Source organism: Atribacter laminatus (assembly GCF_015775515.1).
Classification (GTDB): Bacteria; Atribacterota; Atribacteria; order Atribacterales; family Atribacteraceae; genus Atribacter; species Atribacter laminatus.
The window spans coordinates 1,206,423-1,229,380 of the sequence record NZ_CP065383.1; the positions used below are offsets into that span (position 1 = coordinate 1,206,423).

Annotated in this window: 19 protein-coding genes; 16 read left to right on the forward strand and 3 right to left on the reverse strand. The window is 36.4% G+C overall.

Features of this window, described 5'->3' with window-relative positions; all coding sequences use genetic code 11:
• The first annotated feature begins 481 nt into the window (after positions 1–481).
• Positions 482–1,063 (forward strand): hypothetical protein, encoded by a 582-nt coding sequence (locus RT761_RS05610; protein ID WP_218113089.1) that lies wholly within the window; start codon positions 482–484, stop codon positions 1,061–1,063.
• Between the two features lie 525 nt (positions 1,064–1,588).
• Here the strand turns inward: RT761_RS05610 and recD2 are convergent.
• Complete coding sequence (gene recD2, locus RT761_RS05615) at positions 1,589–3,760, reverse strand: SF1B family DNA helicase RecD2 (RefSeq protein ID WP_218113090.1); 2,172 nt, start codon at positions 3,758–3,760, stop codon at positions 1,589–1,591.
• A gap of 396 nt (positions 3,761–4,156) precedes the next feature.
• Here recD2 and RT761_RS05620 point away from each other — a divergent pair, with 396 nt between their 5' ends.
• The 3 genes from RT761_RS05620 to sfsA all read left to right on the forward strand — a co-directional run bounded on the left by RT761_RS05620 (position 4,157) and on the right by sfsA (position 7,055).
• Positions 4,157–5,599, forward strand: coding sequence for a hypothetical protein (locus tag RT761_RS05620; protein WP_218113091.1), 1,443 nt, complete (start codon positions 4,157–4,159; stop codon positions 5,597–5,599).
• A 273-nt stretch (positions 5,600–5,872) separates the two neighbouring features.
• A complete protein-coding gene (locus tag RT761_RS05625) occupies positions 5,873–6,331 on the forward strand; it encodes a peroxiredoxin (protein WP_218113092.1) in 459 nt (152 codons plus the stop codon).
• Positions 6,312–7,055 carry a DNA/RNA nuclease SfsA gene (gene sfsA, locus RT761_RS05630; protein ID WP_218113093.1) on the forward strand — a complete coding sequence of 248 codons (744 nt, stop codon included), beginning with the start codon at positions 6,312–6,314 and terminating at the stop codon, positions 7,053–7,055. The genes RT761_RS05625 and sfsA overlap by 20 nt, the downstream gene beginning before the upstream one ends.
• 578 nt (positions 7,056–7,633) lie before the next feature.
• Here the strand turns inward: sfsA and RT761_RS05635 are convergent.
• Positions 7,634–7,873 carry a hypothetical protein gene (locus tag RT761_RS05635; RefSeq protein WP_218113094.1) on the reverse strand — a complete coding sequence of 80 codons (240 nt, stop codon included), beginning with the start codon at positions 7,871–7,873 and terminating at the stop codon, positions 7,634–7,636.
• 125 nt (positions 7,874–7,998) lie between these two features.
• Between RT761_RS05635 and RT761_RS05640 the strand changes: the two genes are divergently transcribed.
• From RT761_RS05640 to RT761_RS05660, 5 genes are read left to right on the forward strand one after another with little or no spacing between them, the layout of a single operon-like run.
• Positions 7,999–8,487, forward strand: coding sequence for a permease (locus RT761_RS05640; protein WP_218113095.1), 489 nt, complete (start codon positions 7,999–8,001; stop codon positions 8,485–8,487).
• The gene (locus tag RT761_RS05645) at positions 8,484–9,014 is read left to right on the forward strand and encodes a permease (protein WP_218113096.1); all 531 of its coding nucleotides are present in this window, start codon (positions 8,484–8,486) and stop codon (positions 9,012–9,014) included. The genes RT761_RS05640 and RT761_RS05645 overlap by 4 nt, the downstream gene beginning before the upstream one ends.
• Before the next feature lie 24 nt (positions 9,015–9,038).
• Positions 9,039–9,800 carry a prolipoprotein diacylglyceryl transferase gene (locus tag RT761_RS05650; RefSeq protein WP_218113097.1) on the forward strand — a complete coding sequence of 254 codons (762 nt, stop codon included), beginning with the start codon at positions 9,039–9,041 and terminating at the stop codon, positions 9,798–9,800.
• Positions 9,801–9,820: 20 nt separating this feature from the next.
• Positions 9,821–10,849 carry a zinc-dependent alcohol dehydrogenase gene (locus RT761_RS05655; RefSeq protein ID WP_218113098.1) on the forward strand — a complete coding sequence of 343 codons (1,029 nt, stop codon included), beginning with the start codon at positions 9,821–9,823 and terminating at the stop codon, positions 10,847–10,849.
• A 29-nt stretch (positions 10,850–10,878) separates the two neighbouring features.
• Positions 10,879–12,387: a tagaturonate epimerase family protein gene (locus tag RT761_RS05660; RefSeq protein ID WP_218113099.1), complete on the forward strand. Its 1,509-nt coding sequence runs from the start codon at positions 10,879–10,881 to the stop codon at positions 12,385–12,387.
• A gap of 38 nt (positions 12,388–12,425) precedes the next feature.
• Here RT761_RS05660 and RT761_RS05665 read toward each other — a convergent pair whose 3' ends face one another.
• A complete protein-coding gene (locus RT761_RS05665) occupies positions 12,426–13,439 on the reverse strand; it encodes a potassium channel family protein (protein ID WP_218113100.1) in 1,014 nt (337 codons plus the stop codon).
• Positions 13,440–13,557: 118 nt separating this feature from the next.
• On the opposite strand from RT761_RS05665, the gene RT761_RS05670 reads away from it, so the two are divergent.
• The 7 genes from RT761_RS05670 to RT761_RS05700 all read left to right on the forward strand — a co-directional run bounded on the left by RT761_RS05670 (position 13,558) and on the right by RT761_RS05700 (position 22,942).
• On the forward strand, positions 13,558–14,793 hold the full coding sequence (locus RT761_RS05670) for an HAD-IIA family hydrolase (RefSeq protein WP_218113101.1): 1,236 nt from the start codon (positions 13,558–13,560) through the stop codon (positions 14,791–14,793).
• Positions 14,794–14,841: 48 nt separating this feature from the next.
• The gene (locus RT761_RS05675) at positions 14,842–15,735 is read left to right on the forward strand and encodes a metal ABC transporter substrate-binding protein (RefSeq protein WP_218113102.1); all 894 of its coding nucleotides are present in this window, start codon (positions 14,842–14,844) and stop codon (positions 15,733–15,735) included.
• Positions 15,736–16,772: 1,037 nt separating this feature from the next.
• A complete protein-coding gene (locus tag RT761_RS05680) occupies positions 16,773–18,155 on the forward strand; it encodes an FAD-dependent oxidoreductase (RefSeq protein WP_218113103.1) in 1,383 nt (460 codons plus the stop codon).
• Positions 18,156–18,263: 108 nt separating this feature from the next.
• On the forward strand, positions 18,264–19,673 hold the full coding sequence (locus RT761_RS05685) for an extracellular solute-binding protein (RefSeq protein WP_218113104.1): 1,410 nt from the start codon (positions 18,264–18,266) through the stop codon (positions 19,671–19,673).
• A 181-nt stretch (positions 19,674–19,854) separates the two neighbouring features.
• Positions 19,855–20,742 carry a carbohydrate ABC transporter permease gene (locus RT761_RS05690; protein WP_218113105.1) on the forward strand — a complete coding sequence of 296 codons (888 nt, stop codon included), beginning with the start codon at positions 19,855–19,857 and terminating at the stop codon, positions 20,740–20,742.
• Positions 20,739–21,557 (forward strand): carbohydrate ABC transporter permease, encoded by an 819-nt coding sequence (locus tag RT761_RS05695; protein ID WP_218113106.1) that lies wholly within the window; start codon positions 20,739–20,741, stop codon positions 21,555–21,557. Before RT761_RS05690 ends, RT761_RS05695 begins: the two co-directional genes overlap by 4 nt.
• Before the next feature lie 56 nt (positions 21,558–21,613).
• Entirely contained in the window at positions 21,614–22,942 is a 1,329-nt protein-coding gene (locus RT761_RS05700; protein WP_218113107.1) for an FAD-dependent oxidoreductase, read from the forward strand.
• Positions 22,943–22,958: the final 16 nt, after the last annotated feature.

The following is a 22,958-nucleotide window of genomic DNA, read 5'->3' on the forward strand; positions in this document are numbered from 1 at the left end:
AGTTCCTTCTCCCTGGATGGGAGAAGGTGAGGATGAGGGTGAAAGGCCCAAGATTCGACATGCCATGGCATGTCGCTACATTAATCGGGCACGATAAAGGCTGAGGGGGGGCGAGGGGGAATATTGGCGAAAAGCGCTGAGGGCGCGAGATTCTCATCCTTAAAGGTATTTACAAAGAAAAAGATTAAAAGATGAGACCCTCACGGCTTCAAAAAACGAATCCTCAGGATGACGAATGAAAAGCACCCTCCCCGCCGTAAACGGCACTCCTCCAAGGAGGGGAATTGTTGAATATATTCCCCCATTGAGGGGGGATTTAAGGGGGGTGTGCCTTGTCTTTTTTTGTTTATTCTTTTTTCACCAATATTGGTATTTTCAGGACAGGTAATATAGTCATAATGGCTATAAAAATAGGACCATTTTCCTATAGAAAACGATTTGGAATTTTTATAGAGTTATTCTATATTGGAGGATGGAGATATTGTTTAAAAAATTGTTTTTTTTATTACTTAAAGGGACAATATTGCTTATGATCCTTTTGTTGTCTGGCTGTTGTATTTTTCCGGACCAAAGTAAAATGGAAAAAAATATTCCTTGCATAGGTTTGGTTATGATTCCATCATCTTTGGATAACCATGATGGTTCAAAGGTTAAACCCTTTGCAGCTGCCAGCGTTATTCTTTTTGGAAGTGAAGGCGATATCATTTCGACTGGAACCAACCAAGAAGGGATGTGGGTAGCTTATAATTTAAAGAGCCCTTATTACCTTCTGGAAGCCGAAAAAGAAGGGGTTATTATAAAAAAAGTTTTTCCATTTCAATTATTAGGGGAAAGCAGTGTAAATGTTGGAGAAGCCAATGCCTATAGTTCCTGTCAGGTTATGGTCTATGAAATAGCCAATCAATATTATGAGAACGCATTGTACTTTCGAGAAGTTCCGGATTTAGTGATTCCGGAGAACTTGATTAAGGCGGTAGAAAAGGTTTATCGAGAGGATCGGAATCCTTTTGATGATCCATTCATTGTAAGTATGGTTGAAGATTTAGTTCTGCATCAATTTTAATATTAACCCTCGTGCCATAAGCTGCACTAGATGAGGATGAAGATGAGTTGCCCCCTCACCCTGACCCTCTCCCACGAAGGGGCGAGGGAAAAAAGAGCAAAAGAATTCATATATCCTTCTCCCTTGATGGGAGAAGTTGAGGATGAGGGTGAAAGTCCAAGATTCGACATGCCATGGCATGTCGCTACGTTAATCGGGCACGATAAAGGCTGAGGGGGCGAATGAAAAAAAATTTAAGGATAAAAGAAAAAATTACAGGATGAGATCCTCACGGCTTCAAAAAACGAAGCCTCAGGATGACAGCAATATTTAATTTGTCATTCTGAGGAGCGTATTATGCGACGTGAGAATCCCATCTTTCATTCCTATTTCTTTTTTTTATTTTCTAAAAATTACTCTATAAAGATATAAAGACACCCTCCCCGCCGTAAACGGCACCCCTCCAAGGAGAGGAATTGTTGAATATATTCCCCCATTGAGGGGGGGATTCATTAAAGATATTTTCAGGATTGGATACAAGTTCAATTATTTGTTTAAGTTAAAAGAGTCTTGAAGTCGGGTTTTTAATCGGGTGTACCTTTTAAGCGGTTGGTTATTACGAACAGCAATTGCAATTGCTTTTTTGCTGCCTACCAAAACCACCAATTTTTTACCACGGGTTATTGCCGTATAGAGAAGATTCCTTTGTAACATCATATAATGCTGGGTAAGTAATGGAATGACAATGGCCGGATATTCACTCCCCTGAGATTTATGAATGGAAATTGCATAGGACAGAACGATTTCGTCAAGTTCGGAGAATTCGTAATTTACTTCTTTCCCGTCGAAATTAATAGTCGCTTCCTGGATTTCACGATCAATTTTGGTTATTTTACCAATATCCCCATTATATATGTCTTTATCGTAATTATTTCGGATTTGCATCACCTTGTCCCCTATTCGAAAACTATTTCCACCTCGGTTGATTTCGGCTTTGGAGGAGGGATTCAGACTTTTTTGTAATTCAATATTGAGGTTAGCTGCCCCTATTAAACCACGGTGCATAGGCGAAAGGACTTGAATATGCTCTAAGGGATGGAATCCAAAAGTCTTTGGGATTTTCTGACAACAGAGATTCAGAATAGTTTGCAAAGCCTTTTCCGGTTCATCGCAGGGGAAGAAATAGAAGTCCTGAGGTTTACCAGGCGAGAAGTCAAGGAAAGGAAATTGACCATGATTAATACGGTGAGCATTCAAAATAATTAAACTATCTTGCGCTTGTCGAAAAATTTTTGTGAGCCGCACGGTCGGGATCACTTCAGATTCAATCAAATCTCGTAGTAAATTCCCCGCTCCTACTGAAGGAAGTTGGTCAACGTCTCCAACTAAAATGAGAGTGGCATTTGGAGGTATCGCTTTGAGAAAATGATACATTAAAATTGTGTCGATCATCGAGGTTTCATCAATAATAAGCACATCAGCATTCAAAGGATTTTCATGATTTTTCTTAAACTGGTTATCTTTGGGTGAATATTCCAATAGCCGATGAAGAGTTTTCGCTTCAAATCCAGTTGCTTCAGTCATTCGCTTGGCTGCTCGACCGGTAGGTGCAGCTAAAAGTATTTGATAACCTAATTTTTTATACAGGCAAATTATGGCTTTAATCAGAGTGGTTTTTCCGGTACCCGGTCCCCCGGTTATGACCAGTACCTTTTCAGCTAATGCAGCGTGTAAGGCCTGCTGTTGACTTTCATCTAAGTTAATACCCAATTCTTTAGATACAATTTGATGGGTTTTCCCCAACCCAAACAATGGGATAGTTTTGGGAAACTCAATGAGTGCTTTTAACCTGTCTACGATTCCGGTTTCGGCAACATGGAATGGAGTAAGATAGACTCCTTCTTCTTGATCGGATATTTCTTCAATAAATACTGAATCTTGGCAAGATAAACTTAAAAGGGCTTTTTTTGCTTCATTTTCCTCGACATCAAGGATTTCATGACCTTTTGATAAAAGAGCCGAGGTCGGAACGTAAACATGACCATTTTCAGCAAATTTGTTTAGGGTGTAAAGTATACCGGCTTCAATTCGTGCCGGAGCGTCCTTAGGGAGACCTAATTTTTGTGCAATTCGATCAGCGGTGATAAAACCGATTCCGAAAATATCAGTTGCTAATCGATAGGGATTCTCTTGAACGGTTTTAATCGAGTTCTGTCCATATTGTTTATATATTTTTACTGCATAAGAAGGACTTACTCCATGTTCTTGAAGAAAAATCATCACATTTCGGATATCCTTTTGATCGTCCCAAGCTTTTTTGATCATTGCTATTCGTTTGGTTCCAATCCCTTCAACTTCATGCAATTTTTGAATATCCTTTTCAATGATATCCAATGTTTCGGTTCCAAACTTATTAACCAGCCTTTTCGCCATGACGGGACCAATGCCCTTAATGAGACCGGAACCTAAATATTTTTCTACACCTTTTACTGATGCCGGGACAACTGATTCATAAGATTGAATGAGGAATTGTTCACCATATTTCGGATGATTTTTCCATTCTCCTTGAAGTTTTAAAATCTCTCCAGGGGTTATGGATAATAAATTACCAACAATAGTAATGAGTTCCCGGTTTCCAGGAACTTTCATCCGGGCTATGGTATAGCCGTTTTCTTCATTATGGAATGTTATTCTTTCAACTTGTCCTTGAATTTCCATATAAAACCATTTTTCCATTTTATTTTATGGTCATCATTATAATGCATTGCTTAAAAGTAGAGAGAATTGGTTTGTAAGTATTAGATCGGGTAATAAATAAAAAATATTGAATTATGTAATTTTGGAATGGGGGATTCGATATTGATTAGACGCTGGTGGTTTTATTAATAAAAGGATTGAAAAACTGATTTTTTTTGCTTAGGAAGAACTCTGAATAATATCATTTTTATGTTCATTACTCACCTCTTGAACAGATACAAGGATCAATAATGAATAAGTAATCCCTCAAAAAGTTTAAAAATATTTTAAAAAAAAGGAAATAAAACTATGATACATTAGTTATATTAGTATATTAATAATGAATAGTTGTAACCCTATTGAAAGGGGGTTCATAAAATGAATAAAAAGACTTTTATGACTACCGTTGCAGTTATAGTGGTACTGGCTTTTGTTGTTACCGGTTGTTTGCCGACCGGTAACAGTTTCCAAAAATCTACAACTCAAGATTTTGTCAACGGTCGAGCAGTTTTACCGAAAGTATGTTTTATCGACGGTGAAATAAATCCGGATATTTTAGATGGAGTAGCTTTTCCTTTGGCAACTTCTTTATTATATGGTGGAAATAGTGGTGTTTTAAATCAACAAGGTGAAACAGATAAAAGTGGAAGATTTGTTTTAACAAAAGGAAATGAAAATAGTTATGTTCTTTATGTGATTCGGGAGTATCCAAACCTAGGAACGAATAATTTTGTTGTTGTGAAAAAGGGAATAAACCAGTCCATATTAATGGGAGATGATGTGGGAGAAGTGAATTATTATACAACAGCTCAAGTTATTATTTGGGAACAGGTAAATGATTTACTCGTAGAATCCTTTAATCCATTTGATGCTCGAAATCTTCCATGGAGCTTTAATGCTAATGATTTAGTGTTACCAGTTAGCGATATACCTAATTTAATACCAACAAATCAATTATTAAATTTGGTTAAAGTAGCTCTTGAAAATTGTCGAGATCCCCAAGGAGATCCTCAAGTCATAGCTGAAGCTCGTCGGATTGCTCGAAATGATTTTGGTTCTCCAGGAGGCTCGTCAAGTGGTACTGTAGTGATACCAACACCATTTATCGCTCCAACACCAAACCCAACACCTAATCCAACCCCGACCCCGACTACCACTCCCGATACGGATCCAACACCAAACCCAACACCTAATCCAACCCCGACCCCGACTACCACTCCCGATACGGATCCAACACCAAACCCAACACCTAATCCAACCCCGACCCCGACTACCACTCCCGATACGGATCCAACACCAAACCCAACACCTAATCCAACCCCGACCCCGACTACCACTCCCGATACGGATCCAACACCAAACCCAACACCTAATCCAACCCCGACCCCGACTACCACTCCCGATACGGATCCAACACCAAACCCAACACCAAACCCAACACCAAACCCAACACCATCACCAATACCTAATACCGGGAACATTCATTTCGCTATACAAAAAAATAATAATAACTTGGTAGTCAATGCGAACTGGAACAATGGAAACGTGCCTGGGAATGAACCAGGAACATTAAACAATAGTTATACGGTTAATTTGAATGGAAATAATGAAACATTTATAGCTTACATTGATAATTCAGGAAATGTTGTAGTTGATCCCGTAAGCACGATAACAACACTTCAAGTGAGCGTAAGCAACAATAATAATAAGGATAATTTACAACTCTGGTTCCAAGATATTCCAGGTGGAACCTATACTTATAATGTTGAAGTAAGTGATAATTCTAATGATAGCGGTAATGTAGTCGGGAATTCACCATGAATATAAAAGTGGTGATTATAAGTTAATAATAACTTACCACAAAAAGCCTTGAGATCATGATCTCAAGGCTTTTTGTGGTAAGGTTAAAATAATTAGAAATATTGTGATTACTCTTTAAAACATTCAATTTTTTAATGATAAATCCAGAATAATCAAAAGATTCTCTAATGAATAAGCAATAAATAAAATTTTAACGGGAAGAAGAATGAGTTATTAATGGTTAAAATAGTCAATACTAAAATGGCTATTTATTCAAAACTAGGAGGGCATATCATGGACGAAGACAAAAAATTTCCAGACTTTCTACTTAAAGGTTTTGTTTCAAGTTCTCAAACTGAAGAGACCTTTTCTTTAAGCAGTTTCCAAGGAAAATGGGTAATATTTTACTTTTATCCTCGAGATGCAACCCCAGGATGCACAAAGGAAGCAATTGCTTTTACTGAAAAGTTAGAAGAAATTCGTTCAAAAGGAGTAGAAGTAGTTGGTGTGAGCACTCAATCAGTGGAGAGTCATCAAAAATTTGCAAAAAAATATAATTTGAAGCATATCCTTTTAAGTGATGATGGGAGCTTATCAAAAAACCTTGGTATTCTTGGGGTAACTGGTACAGCAGCGCGGACGACCTTTTTAGTTGATCCTCAAGGATTTATTGTTAAAGATTGGAAAAAAGTAAAAGTTGCCCAACATGTTGAAGAGGTTCTGGAAGCGATCGATGAACAATGCAATTGTTAAATCACCTTTGATTCATAAGCCTCTTATTGATTTTCAAAATTGGTTTTATGTTTTTATTGAAAAAAGAATAAATAGGTTCGTAGTCCAGGTTGACTTTGGTGACGGAAAATCTCGGCAGGTTGCTACCAATAATCCCGGAAGGTTATTGGAATTGATGGTTCCGGGACGAAAGGCGGTTTGTATTTCCAATCCTCATGGAAAAACCCCGGGGAAGCTTATTGCAATACAAGATGATTTTGGATGGGCTTTTATCGATACCTATTTTCAAATGAGAGCATTTGAAATGGCAGTACAAAAAAAATATATCCCCTGGTTAGAGGGATATTCTCTTCTCAAGAGAAATCCCCGCTTGGGTGAAAGCGTTCTTGATTATTGGTTTCGGGACTCAGGTGGTGAAACTGTGTTGTTGGAATTAAAAAGTGCCGTCTATCGACAAGGTCGATTTGCCACCTATCCTGATTGTCCTTCGACGCGAGGGCAAAGACATATCAAAGAATTAACCAAATATGCTAAGAATGGGGGGAAAGGATTAATACTATTTATTGCATCATTAGCTGAAGTTGATGCTTTTCGCCCTGCTGAAGATGGTGACCCGGAAGTGGGGCGATTGCTCCGTTTAGCGGTTGATACTTCGCCATTAGAAATTCGAGCATTGTCATTACTGTATAACCCTGAAAGCGGATTAAAAATGGGGAATCATGATTTGCCGGTAATCATCCAATAATTTAGATGGTTTTAACGGCAATCAGAATAAAACGATGATAAAATTTTGCTGGAACCAGTAAGACTATTTTCCGACGCTTTGCTTCTTCCCTTCAAGATAGGCAATATTGATTACTCAATTCATAATTCGTTATTCAGAATCTAAATATGTAGTTCAAAATATTAATAGGATAGACTCTCATGCTGCTTTTGCGACACCAGATGAGGAAGGAAATGATGCCCCCTCACCCTGACCCTCTCCCACGAACGGGCGAGGGAATATTGGCGAAAGACACCGAGGAGGGAGGGAGCGAGGGGGCGCAAGATTTTGGTTCCTTCTCCCTTGATGGGAGAAGGTGAGGATGAGGGTGAAAAGCCTCTCTAAATCCGTCATTGCGAGGAGGTCAACCGTTTTTTGGTTGGACGACGTGGCAATCTCTGCCACTCACTCTGTCATTCTGAGGAGTCCGGAATTTTTACCGGACGAGGTGAGAATCTCATTCACTCACTCTGTCATTCTGAGGAGCGTATTGTGCGACGTGAGAATCCCATCATTTTCAGTTCCACAGTTCCACAAATAATAAAAAATGACTCATGAGATTACCACGTCACTTCGTTCCTCGCAATGACGGATTGGGGTGATGAGACCCTCACGGCTTCAAAAAACGAATCCTCAGGATGACGAATGAAAAGCACCCTCCCCGCCGTAAACGGCACCCCTCCAAGGAGAGGAATTGTTGAATATATTCCCCCATTGAGGGGGGATTTAAGGGGGGTGTGCCTTTTTCTTTTTTTGTTTATTCTTTTTTCACCAATATTGGTATTTTCAGGATAGTTCATAGGAATCTCAATCATATTAGATTTGATTTCCAAAAAAGAATAGAATCAGAATGAATATGATATGCTAAAATCATTTAGGTTGAGCCTCGGTATTTAATAAACAATCGCTGGAAGAAGGCCAGGTAATGGATCTATCAACAGTTATTTTTTATATTATTGTATTGATTCTTCTTGGGATTTCTTTTTTTAAAGATAGAAAAAAGACAATTGAAGCTCTCCTCAAAGCCTGGAAAAGCTTCATTGTTTTATTACCACCTTTTTTAACCATAATTTTTCTCTTAGGGTTTATGGTAGTTTTCATCCCCGAAAAAACCATCGCTTTATACATTGGTGAAAAAAGTGGATTTCTTGGATTTCTAATTTCATCAATCGTGGGGGCAATTACTTTAATACCAGGGTTTGTTGCCTTTCCTATGGCAAAAATGCTTCTTGAAAATGGAGCAGGGATTGCCCAGATGGCGGTATTCATTTCAACCTTAATGATGGTAGGCATTATAACTGCACCCTTGGAAGCCAGTTTTTTTGGGTGGAAAGCAACGATGGGAAGAAATCTTATGGCCTATTTTTTCTCCTTTGTTGTTGGATATGTGGTATGGATGGTGGTGAGGATTTGAAAAAATTATCTTGGAAAAGCTTTCGAGGACTATATATTATTGGAATTATCAGCGTATTGGTTTATTTTTGGCTTCCTCAAGAGGGATTACGGATTTATCGGGTGGTATTTGACAATATCCTGTTTATGCTTGGTATTATTCCGCCGGTGTTCATTTTAGTGGGTTTATTTGATGTTTGGATCCCTCGCGAAAAAGTGACTCGCCATCTGGGTGATCGTTCCGGGTTGAAAGGAACGGGCATATCGATAGCCTTAGGAGCATTGGCGGCCGGACCACTCTATGCAGCTTTCCCAATTGCAGAAGTTATGCTTCGAAAGGGAACCAGCCTAAGGAACATATTCATATTTATAGGTGCCTGGTCGACGATGAAAATTCCTATGCTCCTCTTTGAAATTCAAAGTTTAGGACCTCGCTTTGCTATAAGCCGTTATGCCATGTCATTTTTAGGAGTATTTTTGATTGCTTTCTTTCTTGATAAACTTTTGGTTGATGACGAGAAAAAAAATATTATTGAAAAATTTCAATAGAATTTAGGGGAAAATCACAAAACAATGAAAATAGACCCAGTTGTTTTTACCATTGGCCCATTGGAAGTTCGTTGGTATGGCATAGCGATGGCTGGCGCTTTACTATTTGGGATTTGGTATTTGGTTACCAGGGGAAAATCCAAAGGATTAAACCAGGATCATCTGGTGGTGATGAGCTTATTAGTGATGATATTTGGAATATTAGGAGCTCGTCTCATGTATATAGCGGCCAATCATCCTAACTGGTTTTGGGAAGAACCCGTTCGAATACTAAAAACCTATGAAGGTGGACTGGCTTGGCATGGTGGTTTGATTGGCGGTGTCTTGTCCGCCTATTTATATTTAAGGTATCGGGCAAAAATAAGCTTTAACCAAGTTGCCGATTTATGTGTCCCAGCGATTGCTTTAGGATACTTTTTGATTCGGTTGGCGAACATACCTAACGTAGAAAATATTGGAAGGATGACCAGTTTTTATTTTGGCCGCTGGCCTGCTCAGTTAATCGCTGCCGGCATTAATCTGGCCTTGCTCCTTCGTCACTTTGTAATCAGTAAAAAGAATTTGCCCGATGGGCATCTATTCTGGTCTTTTTTGTTTTATCATCAGGTATTACGTGCCGGAGTAGAAGAAACCATTCGGGAAATGCCCTTGGTTTATCAACTCTATGTTAATAATTCCCTCGGTATTGGCTTTTTAACCTTAGTCCAGGTTACGACGCTTCCCGTTCTCCTTTTTATCGGTTGGATTTTGTGGTATTACATCAGGAAAGAGAACCCAAATAAATAAGCCATGGAGGCAAAATTGTCATGAAAAGTAAAATGAAAGCTTTCATCTGTCGGGGACCAAAACAATTTTCTTTAGAAGACGTAGAGTTAGGCGAGCCAGAAATTGGGGAAGTCAAGCTAAGAGTTTTATATGCAGGGATTTGTGGTTCGGATTTATCCATTGTTCATGGTCGAAATCCTTTTGCCAGTTATCCACTCATTCCTGGTCATGAGTTTGTTGGAGAGGTTGTTGAATCAAAAGATGATTCTTTTCAAGCTGGTCAAATCGCTGCTGTCATGCCGGTGGTAGGATGTGGAGAGTGCGAATCCTGTCGATTGGGGAATGTCAATCGTTGTCGAAAAGTTAAATTATATGGTGTTCATATGAATGGAGGATTTGCCGAATACGTCTTGGTCAAAGCCAAAAATTTAATTCCTTTTGAAAAGCCGATCCAACCAAATCAAGCGGTATTTTCTGAGCCATTAGCAGTTGGGGTTCATGCCAATCGAATCAATGGAACAAGCCAAAAAGATTCTATTGCTATTATCGGTGGAGGAATAATCGGATCGGTCATTTTAAAAGTGGCCAAGGTTTTGGGAGCCAAATCAATAACTGTTATTGATGTGATTGCTGAAAGATTAGAACGGTCGCTACTCTTGGGTGCTCAAGATGTAATCAACAGCTCTCAAAATGATTTAAGAGAACTGAGTAAAAATCAGCACTACGCTGGGAGTTTTGATAGTGTTTTTGATATTGTAGGAAATGATGAGACTCTCGATATTGCTTTGGATTTATTAAAACCAGCCGGAAAATTGGTATTGGTGGCGGTTCCTTCAGGAGAGAAGCGAAATATTGATGTATTAAAGATTTTTTCTCAAGAAAAAGTACTCACTGCATCACGTACCTATTCCCGAGAAGATTTTATACGAGCGCTGGAACTGATCACAACCCATCAAGTGTATCCCTCCGACTTTATTACTCGTGAATATCCTTTTAGTTCAATTGATTTTGCTTTAGACCGGGCTGAAAACTCAAAAAATGAAGAGTTAAAAGTCATAGTGAAAATGTGATAAATGTTTAAAATGAGGAGGTTTAAACCTTGATCCAAATTGCTTCTGATCTGGTAAAAAAGATTGCTGAAGAGAGAAATGAAATTTTACAAATTATTCCTTTGGTTTGGGAATATCAACCTTATAATGCAAAATTGATACCGGTGATGGGTCCTGAAGAGAAGTACTTAGGTGTGTGGAGCGAGGAAAAGACTCCAATATTCAAGGATCCTTGGTTCGAAAGTCAAAAATTCTATAATAATTTCTCCTTTACCATTTATCCTTATAGCTTCGAGAATTATCAACTTTTGTCGCAAGAAATCCTTTCTCTTAAACCGGAAACATGCGGGGTTAAGCCTTCTTTTGGTACCGGAGACCGTTTGGGATTAGTATCCGCAGCTCATTTAAATGTTTTAAAAAAATACGAAGTCTTTCCAATTATTGCTCAGCAGTCTCCAAGGGAATTGAAAAAAACCGGCCGAACCTTTCAATCGGTGTTACTCGATGCTGCCTGGGGAGCTTTTGCCAGTGGATATCAGGGGAGGTTTGGTGCCGATGCCGACCATATCAAAGAAGAATTTTATTTACAACAGGCAATTCATAGTGGATATAGTTTTTATACCCTGGATGTGAGCGACTATATTGAAAAAGAGTTCTTATCCCAATCGGAAAGGGATTTAAATCAAGCCTATCAAAAGATGAATCCCGATCAATTGGTTTTACTAAAAAGATATCTGGATCGAAGTTATTCTTTGGGTGACGGTTTTCGACTCAGTTTCAATGAAGAAAATATACTCCGAATCGTTCTTTCCTTATATCCAGTTCTTGGTTTTATTGATCAAATGAATAGCATTCTTGATGAGCGATTAGCCAATTATGACCTCGAAATATCTTTAGATGAAGGCGAATTTCTTACTTCGAACCAAACACATTTTTTCTTGTCAGAAGAGCTTCATCGAAGAGGCATTGATTTTCAAAGTTTGGCTTTAAAGTTCCCTGGATCTTTTGAAAAAGGCATTGATTATCGAGGAGATCTAAGTCAATTTCAGGAAAATCTCCGGGGACAGGTTTTGATTGCTGAAAATATTGGTGGTTACCGTTTGAGCCTTCATTCAGGAAGCGACAAGATGACGATTTATCCCACCTTTTTTCAAGAAACTCATGGGCTCTTTCATATTAAAACTTCCGGAACATCTTGGCTTAAGGCTTTGGAAGTGGTTTCTGTTTTTAATCCGGAATTATTTCGAAAAATTTACACTTTGAGTTGGGAGAGTTATTCTGAAAATAGCCGAGACTATCAGGTTTCTTTCAAAATTGATGAGATTCCTGCTGAGATAGAATATCTACCGGATAAAAAGCTCCAGAATTTTTTGAAGAATGATTCGGTCCGACAGCTCCTTCATATTTCCTATGGTTCAATTCTAAAAGAATATCGAAAAGAACTTTATCAATTCCTTTTTGATTATCGAGAAGACCATTATCAAAGAGTAGAGAAGAATATAGAAAATCATCTTAAGGTGTTGACGGGTAAAAGCAAAAACTCAAAATCGTTTTCTTAAACTTCCAAACATTGATAAATATTATGGCTTTTGAAAGCCTATTTCATAATGCTACCTGATGCCATTTGGTGAAGTTCAGTAAATTGATGGACTCGGCCAAGAGCGATTATAACATCATGGGCTTCGATTTCGGTTTCAATACTTGGATTAAAAGAAAAAATTGGACTGCCATGGGGTTTTATAGCGACGACAATAAGACCTATTTTCTTAGGCAAGTCAAGTTCTTTTAGCTTTTTATTCACCATAGGAGAATTTGATTGTACTTCTACTTCATCGAGAGTTAAATTTAGTGTCTCACTTTTTAGAATAACATCTAAAAGGGAGGTTACTTGGGGGCGGAGAGCAGCAGAAGCCATCCGTAAGGCGCCAATTTTTTGAGGGCAGAGAACATAGTTGGCACCAGCACGTTTCATGATTTCGATGGCATCTGAAGCAATAGCTCGAGCAACGATACGGAGATGGGGGTTGATGTAACGAGCAGTTAGAATGATATAGACATTTTCTTCGTCGCTCTCAGCAACAGCCAACAAGGCTTTTGCTTTCTCGATTCCTGCTTCTCGAAGAATTTCTTCTCGAGTGGCATTCCCTTTAATAAAAAGAATATTTGGAAAAATCCGTAAAATTTCGTCTAAGACACTTTGGTCTTCTTCAATGAGTACAATTTTTTCATGAATTTTGTCGAATTCGGCTAAAACTTCTTCACCGATAACGCCGCAGCCACAAATAATATAATGATTTTCAACTTTTTTTAACTCCAATTTTATTTCTCTCCTTTTAAGATATTGACCAAGTTGCCCTTCAGCAAGGAGGGTAACAATATAACTAATGGTTAAAGTCACAATAAATACACCGGTAATAATAAGTGCGATAGTGAAGATTCGGCCATTAGAAGACAAGGGATACACTTCTTGAAAGCCAACAGTAGTAATGGTAATAATGGTCATATAGAGGCTATCAAGAAATCTCCATCCTTCAATAATGTGGTATCCGATAACACCGCCGAAAATCATTCCGATGGTTAAAAGTAGTATTGCAATTAGTCGTAGCTCCATGAAATAATTAAATCAAAATTGTGAAGAAAAAAAAAGAATAACCTGTTTTAATTTAAATCATGGTTCAGCCAGGATTTAAATCCTATTTAATAAATGAGGTATTTTAAGGGAGTTTGGTATGTTTATTGATGAGTTTGAACTATTTTTGTTTGATGCGGATGGAGTAATTTATGTTGGAGACCAACCTTGCTTGGGTTCAGCTGAAGTCATAAGTTGGTTACAAAAACGAGGGAAAGGTGTAAGAATTCTAACCAACGATTCACGTTTTTCTCGGGAAGAAATCCAAGAAAAATTATCAAGAATGACTATTTTTTTAGATAAGGAAGATATCATTACCGCTTCTTGGTGCGCAGCCTACTATTTACAGAAAATGAAAGCATCTAAAGTGTTGGTTGTGGGAACCGATGCCTTAAGAAGAGAAATCACTGAAATGGGAGTTACCCTTGTTGATGATTCTCCTGAAGCAATTGTCATAGGATTTAATGAAGACTTAAAATTAAAAGAGATCCAACAAGCCATTCACTATGTTGAACGGGGAGTTGCTTTTATTGCAACCAATGGTGATATCTCATATCCAACTCCAAAAGGAAGACAACCAGCAACTGGTTCAATAGTAAGATTAATCGAAAACGTTACTGGACAGAAAGCTTTTATTGTTGGGAAACCGTCATCGTTCATTTTTCAGATTGCCCAAAATGGTTATTCCTCTGAAACAAGAACGATTATGATTGGTGATAGCCCGGAAATTGATATTTTAGGAGCACACCAGGTGAATATACCAGCAGTTTTAGTTTCAGCTCAATCGATTCAGTATCCCAGCTTACGAGATTACCGTGTTCCTGACGGACAAGTCAATAATCTTTTTCAGCTTCTTGAGGAATCATTCCAGCTGGATTCCTGGAAGAAGCCGGATTTCCCTTGGCCAGAAAAGATCGAAGTAGCCGTTGCAGCATTAATTTTTAATAAGAATAAACAGGTATTATTGATTGAAAGAAAGGATAATTCTTACTGGGCGCTGCCGACCGGCAGAATGGAACGAGGCGAAACCCTTGAAGAAGCGGTTGTTCGTGAAATAATGGAAGAGCTAAATCTTAAAATTAGAGTAAAGAATTTGGTGGGTCTCTATTCTCACCCTTCGGACCAGGTATTAAGTTATAGTTCCGGAGAAACCATTCAGTTTGTTGCCGCTTGTTTTTTTTGTGAGATAGAGGAGGGGGATTTGAGAAACAATCAATTCGAAATTTTAAAATCCGGTTTCTATTCGGTTTCACAGTTACCTCATCCAATGGTAGAATCTCACCGGCGATGGATCGAAGATGGGTTAAGAAATGATGGATTGACTGTATTTCGTTAGAAGAATCTTAAAAACTGAAGAAGTGGCATAGCTAAAGGGGGAATGGCGATGAAATTGAAGATTTTTTTACTCGTGCTCTTATTGTTATGTTCTATAAATCTCGCTTTTAAAGGAAATCAATATATAGAGGCACAGGAAAAACCAATTCAAATAGTAGCTTCAATTTCTCCTTTAGCTGACTTGGTGACTCAGGTGGGGGGTGAGAGGGTCAATGTTCACCTCCTGGTGCCGAATGGCATGAGCCCACACACCTTTGATCCAAAACCATCAGATATAAAAAAACTTGAGCAAGCTGATTTATTTTTTATTATTGGTTTGGGTCTTGAAATGTTTGCCTATGATATGGCTCAAGCGATAGGAAATAGCCTTCAACTCATCGAAGCAGGGAAAGTGGTTGAAACCACAGACGACCACGAGGAAAATGGCCATGAACATCAATTTGGGAATCCCCATGTTTGGGTATCATTGCGGAACCTTTCGATTTTAGCAGAATCGATAGCCGAAGCACTAATAAAGATAGATCCCGAAAACAAAGCAATTTATTCAGAAAATGCTCAATCATATATAGACCAATGCCTGCAATTGGATCGGTGGTTTAGTGAAAAAATAAAAAATTCAAAAACCCGTCATTTCATTGCAGCCCACTCTGCTTGGGATTATTTATCGAGGGATTATAGCCTCGTCCAAATTGGTGTTATTGAGGAAAAACCCGGAGAAGAACCATCTCCTAAGAAAATCAAATACCTCATTGATAACTTAAAAATTACAGAGAATCCAGTAATTTTTGCCGAACCCCAATTAAGTCAAAAAGCAGCACAGGTTTTAGTACAAGAAACCGGAGTCAAGGTTATTATCCTTGATCCCCTTGGTTTCTATCCTGATGTCCCTTTTCTGGAAACCATGAAGGATAATTTAGAAAAAATTGTGGAAGCGATGAGATAGGTTTCAGATTGTATAAATATTCAGTTCGTTACCTTCTTTTCTCATCTGGTGTAACATCATAATTGACTCACTCCTTAGCATGTATTTCCCTTCGATCTTTTCATCCTATCAGAGGGATTATAGATTTAAGGGGTGGGTCATTTTTATTCCGGTTTTCCTGGGTAAATTATATACCTGCTGTGACATAAGGAGATCATTTTGCAAGTTTAAATATCATACCCCTCGCCGTCCGAGTGGAGACGGGGAAGAACTCGCTTTCTGAGAGTTCTTCAAGCGATGGAGATCATTTCTTTTCAACTATCCCTACATGTGTCCGGATCCACTCCAAGTAGCTCTATAGAGATCGCTGGGTTTTGATTAACTCCAATCGATTCGGAGGCGAATTGTCAAGGTACGCATTCCTGGTTTAAAGTGAATCAAATCAGGAACATATTATTTTATTACGTTTTATTGATACCAAGGTTATATCTATTGAACCGAGGTTGAATTTACACATAAAAAAGGAATTGATCGGTTAACAGGATTACGTTAAATGGATATTTTAAAATTAAATTAAATTTTTTGGTTATTGTAAATATTCCATATTTGTGTTATATAAATTTATAATATGGAATATTCCATTTTTATAATCATTAAATTCAATATTTGAAAAATAATTTATTCATTATTTTATTAAAATTTTCTAAAAGTAAATAATAAAAAAATAGGCAATATAGGAGAGGTAAGGGGGATGGGTATTAGTACTCGAACTTACAAAGTCCCAATATTATCAAAAAATATTCTACATTACTAAAAGTGAAAATGCGTTTACATTAACAACGGAAAGATATAAAAGAAAAAAAACACACTTCGAAAATTTTTAACAATCTAAACCTTCTAAATTTTGTAAGGATAAAATTAGATACGGAATACTTTTCTTAAAAGATGATAAATATTTCGCAAAAAAATCTTTATGTAAATATATAAATTTAATTATATGATAATGGTTGAAATATCTTTTTATAAAAGAACTTAGGCAAAGGAGGTCTTAGAAATTTATGGATTACATTAAGGAAACAGAGAAAAAAACTCCAGTAATTATGGAAACTGATGTAGTAATTGTTGGGGGAGGACCAGCTGGTGTTGGTGCTGCCATAAGAGCCGCAAGAAGTGGTTTTGAAACTGTAATTATCGAGAGGTTTGGAAGTATGGGCGGGACCATAACAAATGGTTACATGTTCATTGGTTATGGCCAAAACCATTTACCAGAGGAAATTTATTCAAAACTTAAGAACGGAGGTTATATTGTTAATTTATTAGAAAAGTATCCTGATTTAATATCAGACCCATTTATACATTATTCACCAGCGATGGATAAAGAAAATACTCAGGAAATACTTGCGTTTGACCCAGATATGTGTTCATGCATTATTAATGAAATGCTTGAAGAAGCAAGAGTAAAAATTATACTTGATACTTTATTTGTAGATACAATTGTTGAGAACGATGAAATCAAAGCTGTAATCATAGAAAATGCATCGGGAAGGCAAGCAATAAAGGGACGAGTTTATATTGATACAACAGGACGTGCTGATGTTGTTGCGCGAGCAGGAGTACCGTATATTCACCCAAAAAATGAGTTAGGAAAACCTATTCCAATGGGTTTAATGTGGAAGATGAGCAACGTAGATTATACAAAACTTTTACAATACCAAAAAGAAGATCCAAAATTAAAGAGACTCATTAAAAAGGCTATGGATAAAGGTGAATTACCTTATTATCGACCAAAATTGACTGAAAAAGATATGAAACACTATGATGCAATCTATACTGGGCATCCCCATCCTGAGATTAGCCCTTCTGTTTATGACGGGGATACGCTTATGTGGGAACCTGCTATATATGATTGGGGTCTTAATGGAGCAGAAAAAAATGAAGACTTAACTCGCGCAGAGTTGCATATTAGGAAGCAAATTGTATCAGAAATCGCTTTCCTTAAAAAGTACGTTCCTGGCTTTGAAAATGCTCGTTTAGCAGGGATAGCACCGCTTATGGGAATACGTGAAGGAAGACATCCAGTGGGAGAATACACGTTAAAATTTGATGATATTAAAAACTCAAGTAAATTTGAAGATACAGTAATTAAAGTGAAAATCAATGATTTTATTGATATGACCGATAAAAAAACGCACTCTTCTTATTTTGAAGTTCCATATCGATCGATATTGCCAAAAAAAATTAATAATTTATTGCTTGCTGGTGATGATATTGCCGTAGATCATGGAGCGTTTTTACATATTAGGGGCTTTGGGAAGGCAATGAATTTGGGAGAAGTTGCTGGAGTAGCAGCAGCTGTTTCCTTAAATAATAAGAAAAAAATTAAGGAAATTGAATATTTATCATTAAGAAAGGAGTTGGTAGCCAAGGAAGTCTTAACTTAGCATTTTAAATCATGAGGATGTTTATTTTGAAAAATTTTAGCATGATTTTTATACTAAGGAAGGTTTAGCTATCTTAAATTTTAAGAAATAGCGATGAGGAGGTAAATTATGAATAGAAAATATCAATTATGTATATTATCGGTATTAGTAATAAGTCTCATTTTTATTTTTACTGGAATGAATTTTGCTCAAGAGAAATCTTATGAGGGAGTTACAATCAGAGGAACATTTGGAAAATTCAATGAAACATATGCATTATTAGATCTTTGTGAAGAAGCAGCTAAACAACTAGGTATGAATGTTGAATTTGTATGGTATGAAAGAGATGATGTACATAAGAAATATATTCTAGATAGAAGGATGAATAATCCAGTATGGGATATTGTTATGGTAGACTCCTTTTGGATTGGGGAGTGGATTGCAGCAGATGTAGTTACTCCAATAAATGCCTTTGTTGAAGAAAGCCCAGAGTTAGTAGATGAAGATGTCCTTGATTTGGATGATTACTATGCACCACAAATTGAATCGTTTACATATAAAGGGGATTTAACTGGATTACCTTTATATGCTTTAGGCGTATGTATGTTTTATAGGACAGATTTATTTGAAAATCCAATAGAGAAAGAAAATTTCAAAGAACGATATGGGTACGACTTAAAGGTTCCAGAGACTTACAAAGAATTTTATGATGTTGTGGAATTTTTTACAAGAAAAAAAGGTGAAAAATTAATGGGAGAGGTTCTTGAACACGATTTTTATGGAACCGTTTTTTCAAACAAAGAGGGAGATTTCTTGTGGAATGACATCGACACAATTTTCATGGCTTTCGGAGCGGATAATATATTTGATGAAAAAACTTTATTACCAACATTTAATTCTCCACAGATGATTGAGGCTATAAAGTATTATGTTTCTTTAAATCCATTTCAGCCTTCTGGCCACATTAATATGACCAGTGGGGAAGCGACAAGTCTCACTGCCCAAGGATATGTCGCATTACAAATAGAGTATTTCATAAGAGGTATAGAAATATTATTAGGTCCTGATTCAAGTGTCGCTGATAAAATTAGTTTTACTGTAAATCCAAGCAAAGAGGGAGTAGTAGGGCGTGAACATGCTGCACACATGGGTGGAGTCGCAGTTGGGATATCTTCTATTTCAAAGAATAAAGAAGCGGCATATAAGCTTCTCGAGTTAGCTATGTCAAAGGAAATTATGAGGAAAGTTTTTTTAGAAAAAGGCTTATCATGGCATCCTGCTCGTAAATCGCTTCTATTTGATGAAGAAATAAGGGAAAAATATCCATTCCTCAAAGAGGCTGATAAATTACTTAGTGAAGATATTTATTATTTCCAACATCCAGCTTATTTGATTCCTATGTACCAAGAATGTGTTTACATATGTACAAAGGAGATGTCTAAAGCACTGATTGGAGAAAAGACACCTGAACAAGCATGCAATGATGCTCAAGCAAATTTATTAGAAGTTTTTAAGCGAGAAGGTTATATTTCGGAATGAAGTACTAAAAGAAGTTTTTAATCTGGAGGAGGATTCAATTAAATCAAAAAAAATAGTAAATGGTTGAATCCTCCTTTAGCTTAAAAATACTTTGTTGAAATTTTCAGCAGTAATATAACATTTGTCAAATAAAAATTGGAAATTATTAAAAAAACATACATAACATGGAGTTGTAATAAACATGTATGCAATAAAAAATAGAAAGTATTATATATATTACCTAATTTTTATGTTGCCACCTTTGATTTATTTATGTATATGGAAATTTGGCCCCTTTTTTTATACATTAGGGCTCAGCTTTTCTTCTTTCAATTTAGTATACGATAAATATCCTACATTTGTAGGGCTGAGAAATTATTTAGAGGTTATTAAAGACATTAATTTTGTCCAAGTTCTGATTAGAACCTTTCTTTTTATGATCGTAGCTGTTTTGTTGCAGTTAATATTGGGGCTAGGTTTAGCTATCTTTTTTGATGGCAAATTATTAATTAAAGAAAAACTAAAAACCTTGATTATCCTACCAATGATTACTGCTCCTGTTGTAGTAGGTTTAATTTGGTATATTCTTTATAGCGATAACATTGGACCTATAAATTATTTATTAAGTACTATTGGTTTACCAAGGATATCTTGGTTAAGCAATCCGTCAACAGCTCTTTACTCAATTATAATAGCTGATGTTTGGCAATGGACTCCTTTTACTTTTCTTCTTCTATTAACTGGTTTACAAAATATACCTCCAGAAGTAATCGAAGCAGCTAAAATTGACGGGTGCTCAAGTTTAAAAATGTTCAGATATATAACTCTACCAATGATTAGAATAACAATATTAACCACTGTTATTTTAAGGTCTTTGGATGCTTTTGTAGAACTTCCTAAAATTTATGTGATGACCGGAGGAGGACCGGGCGGTAATACAGAGATTATTAGTTTATTAGTTTACAAAACGGTTTTTAGATCTTATAGACTAGGATACGGAGCAACTATGGTAATTATAGCTTTAGCTATAACTTCTGGTTTATATGGTATTTACCTTTGGGTTAACAACCATTATGGGAGAACCGAATGAACAAAATAAATAAAATTATCACATATATATTACTTATTGTTATTTCTATCTGGACATTATTTCCGCTATATTATTTATTTTTAACATCAATAAAACCAAGAAATTTACTATTTGAAGCTAATCCAGCATTCTTTTTTACACCAAATTTAGAATCTTATAAAAATATATTTGTTGCAAGTACATATGGAAAATTTTATATAAACAGTATATTAGTGACAATACCAGTTACAATTCTTACTGTTTTACTCGGGTCTTTTGGATCATTCGCTTTTTCTAACTTTAAATTTAAAAAAAAGGAAATCTTATTCTTTTTAATTTTGTTTGTGAGAATGTTCCCTCCTGTGACAACTTTAATCCCGGTATACTTAATTATTGGTTCATTAAAACTACTAGATTCAAGACTAGCTTTAATATTAGTTTTAACTAGTTTTCAAATTCCACTAGTTATGTTAATTTTAAGGGGTTTTTTTGAAGGGATTCCTAGCAGTATCATGGAAAGTGCAGAATTAGATGGTTGTACACCGTGGAGGGTTTTTATTAGCATTGTACTACCACTTGCAAAGCCATCGCTTTTTGCTAGTGGAATATTAGTTTTTGTTATGAACTGGAATGAATTTTTATTCCCTTTAGTACTTACATCTGTAGACGCAGTTACTTTACCAGTAGCAGTTGCATCTTTTTTAGAATCAGAAGGTATGATTCAATGGGGAGCTGTTTCTGCTTTAGCAAGTACTGCAATCATACCCATTATAGTATTTGGTATTTTTATGAACAAATTTCTTGTAAAAGGATTAATGGCTGGTAGTTTTAAGTAAAAATAAATTTATTAATTAGAAATATAAACTTAGTAAATTAATATGAGGTGAAAATTATGTATGGTATTTATGAGGAAAAAGATGTTGTAGTTGTAGGTGGTGGAGTTGCTGGTTTATCGGCGGCTATTAGCGCAGCGAGAAATGGTGCAAAAACACTTTTAATTGAACGAAATGGAATCTTGGGCGGAACAGCGACTATGGGATTAATGGCAGTTTTTATGGGATTTGATCGACATACTATTGGTGGAGTAGCAGTAGAATTTTTAGAAAATATGAAAAAATTAGAAGGCGCAATAGAAGGTGAATATTATGCGGTTTTTGATCCTGAAGTATTTAAAGAAGTTGCATTTGAGATGGTAGACAGTGCTGGTGTTGATTTACATTTACATACAATAATGGATGATGTTATTGTTAAGAATGACAGAATTGAAGGTTTAATAACTAAAAGTAGGTTAAAACATCAAGTGGTTCTCGCAAATTCTATTATTGATACAACAGGAGATGCTGATATAGCTTTTAGTGCAGGGGTAGCTTTTGAAAAAGGAGAAGGAGCTGAAAAAATAACTCAACCTGTAACTTTGATATTTAAAATGGGAAATGTTCAAATAAAAGAACTTTTTCAATATATCCAAAATAATCCAGATGAATTTACTAAGGGAAAGTATCAAACTATCGCATCAATAGTAAAAGAAAAACCATTTTTTATTGCACCTGGTTTGTTTAGTTTAATTAAAGAAGCACGACAAAGGGGTGATTTACAACTTGATCACAATCTTATAGTACTATGTAGCACTCCAAGGCCCAATGAAGTTCTTATAAATGCAACTCGGTCACTGAAAGTGGATGGAACAAATCAAAATGATTTAACAAGAGCCGAAATTGAAACAAGAAAACAAATGACATCAGTAATAAAATTTTTAAAAAAGTATGTCGTTGGATTCAGTAATTCTTATTTGATAGAGAGCGCATGTTCAATTGGGGTTAGAGAGACAAGACGCATCATTGGAGAGTATATTTTAAATGAAAGTGATATTTTAAATGATAAATCTTTTAGTGATGCTATTGCGAGGAATTTTTTCCCAATGGATGTTCATGGACCTTCTTCAGATCCAGAAGGTCATTTTTGGGAATCTCCCAGCGAAACCTACCAAATTCCTTTTAGATGTTTAATTCCGAGAGAATTTAGTAATTTATTAATTGCCGGAAGATGCATCTCTACAACCCATTTTGCGCAGGGTTCAACAAGGTCGATGCCTTGTTGTATGGCTACTGGCCAAGCAGCAGGAACAGCTGCAGCATTAATAGTTAAAAAAAATATAAAAACAAAAGAGCTAGATATTAAATTATTACAAAAAACCTTGATAGATCAAGGAGTAATTATTTAGTCTACTTAAACATGAT

What these genes read in the sequence shown, in the direction of transcription:
- RT761_RS05680 (WP_218113103.1), top strand. Translation starts at nt 16,773, where the DNA reads ATGGATTACATTAAGGAAACAGAGAAAAAAACTCCAGTAATTATGGAA.
- RT761_RS05690 (WP_218113105.1), top strand. Translation starts at nt 19,855, where the DNA reads ATGTATGCAATAAAAAATAGAAAGTATTATATATATTACCTAATTTTT.
- RT761_RS05700 (WP_218113107.1), top strand. Translation starts at nt 21,614, where the DNA reads ATGTATGGTATTTATGAGGAAAAAGATGTTGTAGTTGTAGGTGGTGGA.
- recD2 (WP_218113090.1), bottom strand. Translation starts at nt 3,760, where the DNA reads ATGGAAATTCAAGGACAAGTTGAAAGAATAACATTCCATAATGAAGAA.
- RT761_RS05655 (WP_218113098.1), top strand. Translation starts at nt 9,821, where the DNA reads ATGAAAAGTAAAATGAAAGCTTTCATCTGTCGGGGACCAAAACAATTT.
- RT761_RS05620 (WP_218113091.1), top strand. Translation starts at nt 4,157, where the DNA reads ATGAATAAAAAGACTTTTATGACTACCGTTGCAGTTATAGTGGTACTG.
- RT761_RS05640 (WP_218113095.1), top strand. Translation starts at nt 7,999, where the DNA reads ATGGATCTATCAACAGTTATTTTTTATATTATTGTATTGATTCTTCTT.
- RT761_RS05625 (WP_218113092.1), top strand. Translation starts at nt 5,873, where the DNA reads ATGGACGAAGACAAAAAATTTCCAGACTTTCTACTTAAAGGTTTTGTT.
- RT761_RS05650 (WP_218113097.1), top strand. Translation starts at nt 9,039, where the DNA reads ATGAAAATAGACCCAGTTGTTTTTACCATTGGCCCATTGGAAGTTCGT.
- RT761_RS05675 (WP_218113102.1), top strand. Translation starts at nt 14,842, where the DNA reads ATGAAATTGAAGATTTTTTTACTCGTGCTCTTATTGTTATGTTCTATA.
- RT761_RS05685 (WP_218113104.1), top strand. Translation starts at nt 18,264, where the DNA reads ATGAATAGAAAATATCAATTATGTATATTATCGGTATTAGTAATAAGT.
- RT761_RS05635 (WP_218113094.1), bottom strand. Translation starts at nt 7,873, where the DNA reads ATGAACTATCCTGAAAATACCAATATTGGTGAAAAAAGAATAAACAAA.
- RT761_RS05695 (WP_218113106.1), top strand. Translation starts at nt 20,739, where the DNA reads ATGAACAAAATAAATAAAATTATCACATATATATTACTTATTGTTATT.
- sfsA (WP_218113093.1), top strand. Translation starts at nt 6,312, where the DNA reads ATGAACAATGCAATTGTTAAATCACCTTTGATTCATAAGCCTCTTATT.
- RT761_RS05670 (WP_218113101.1), top strand. Translation starts at nt 13,558, where the DNA reads ATGTTTATTGATGAGTTTGAACTATTTTTGTTTGATGCGGATGGAGTA.
- RT761_RS05665 (WP_218113100.1), bottom strand. Translation starts at nt 13,439, where the DNA reads ATGGAGCTACGACTAATTGCAATACTACTTTTAACCATCGGAATGATT.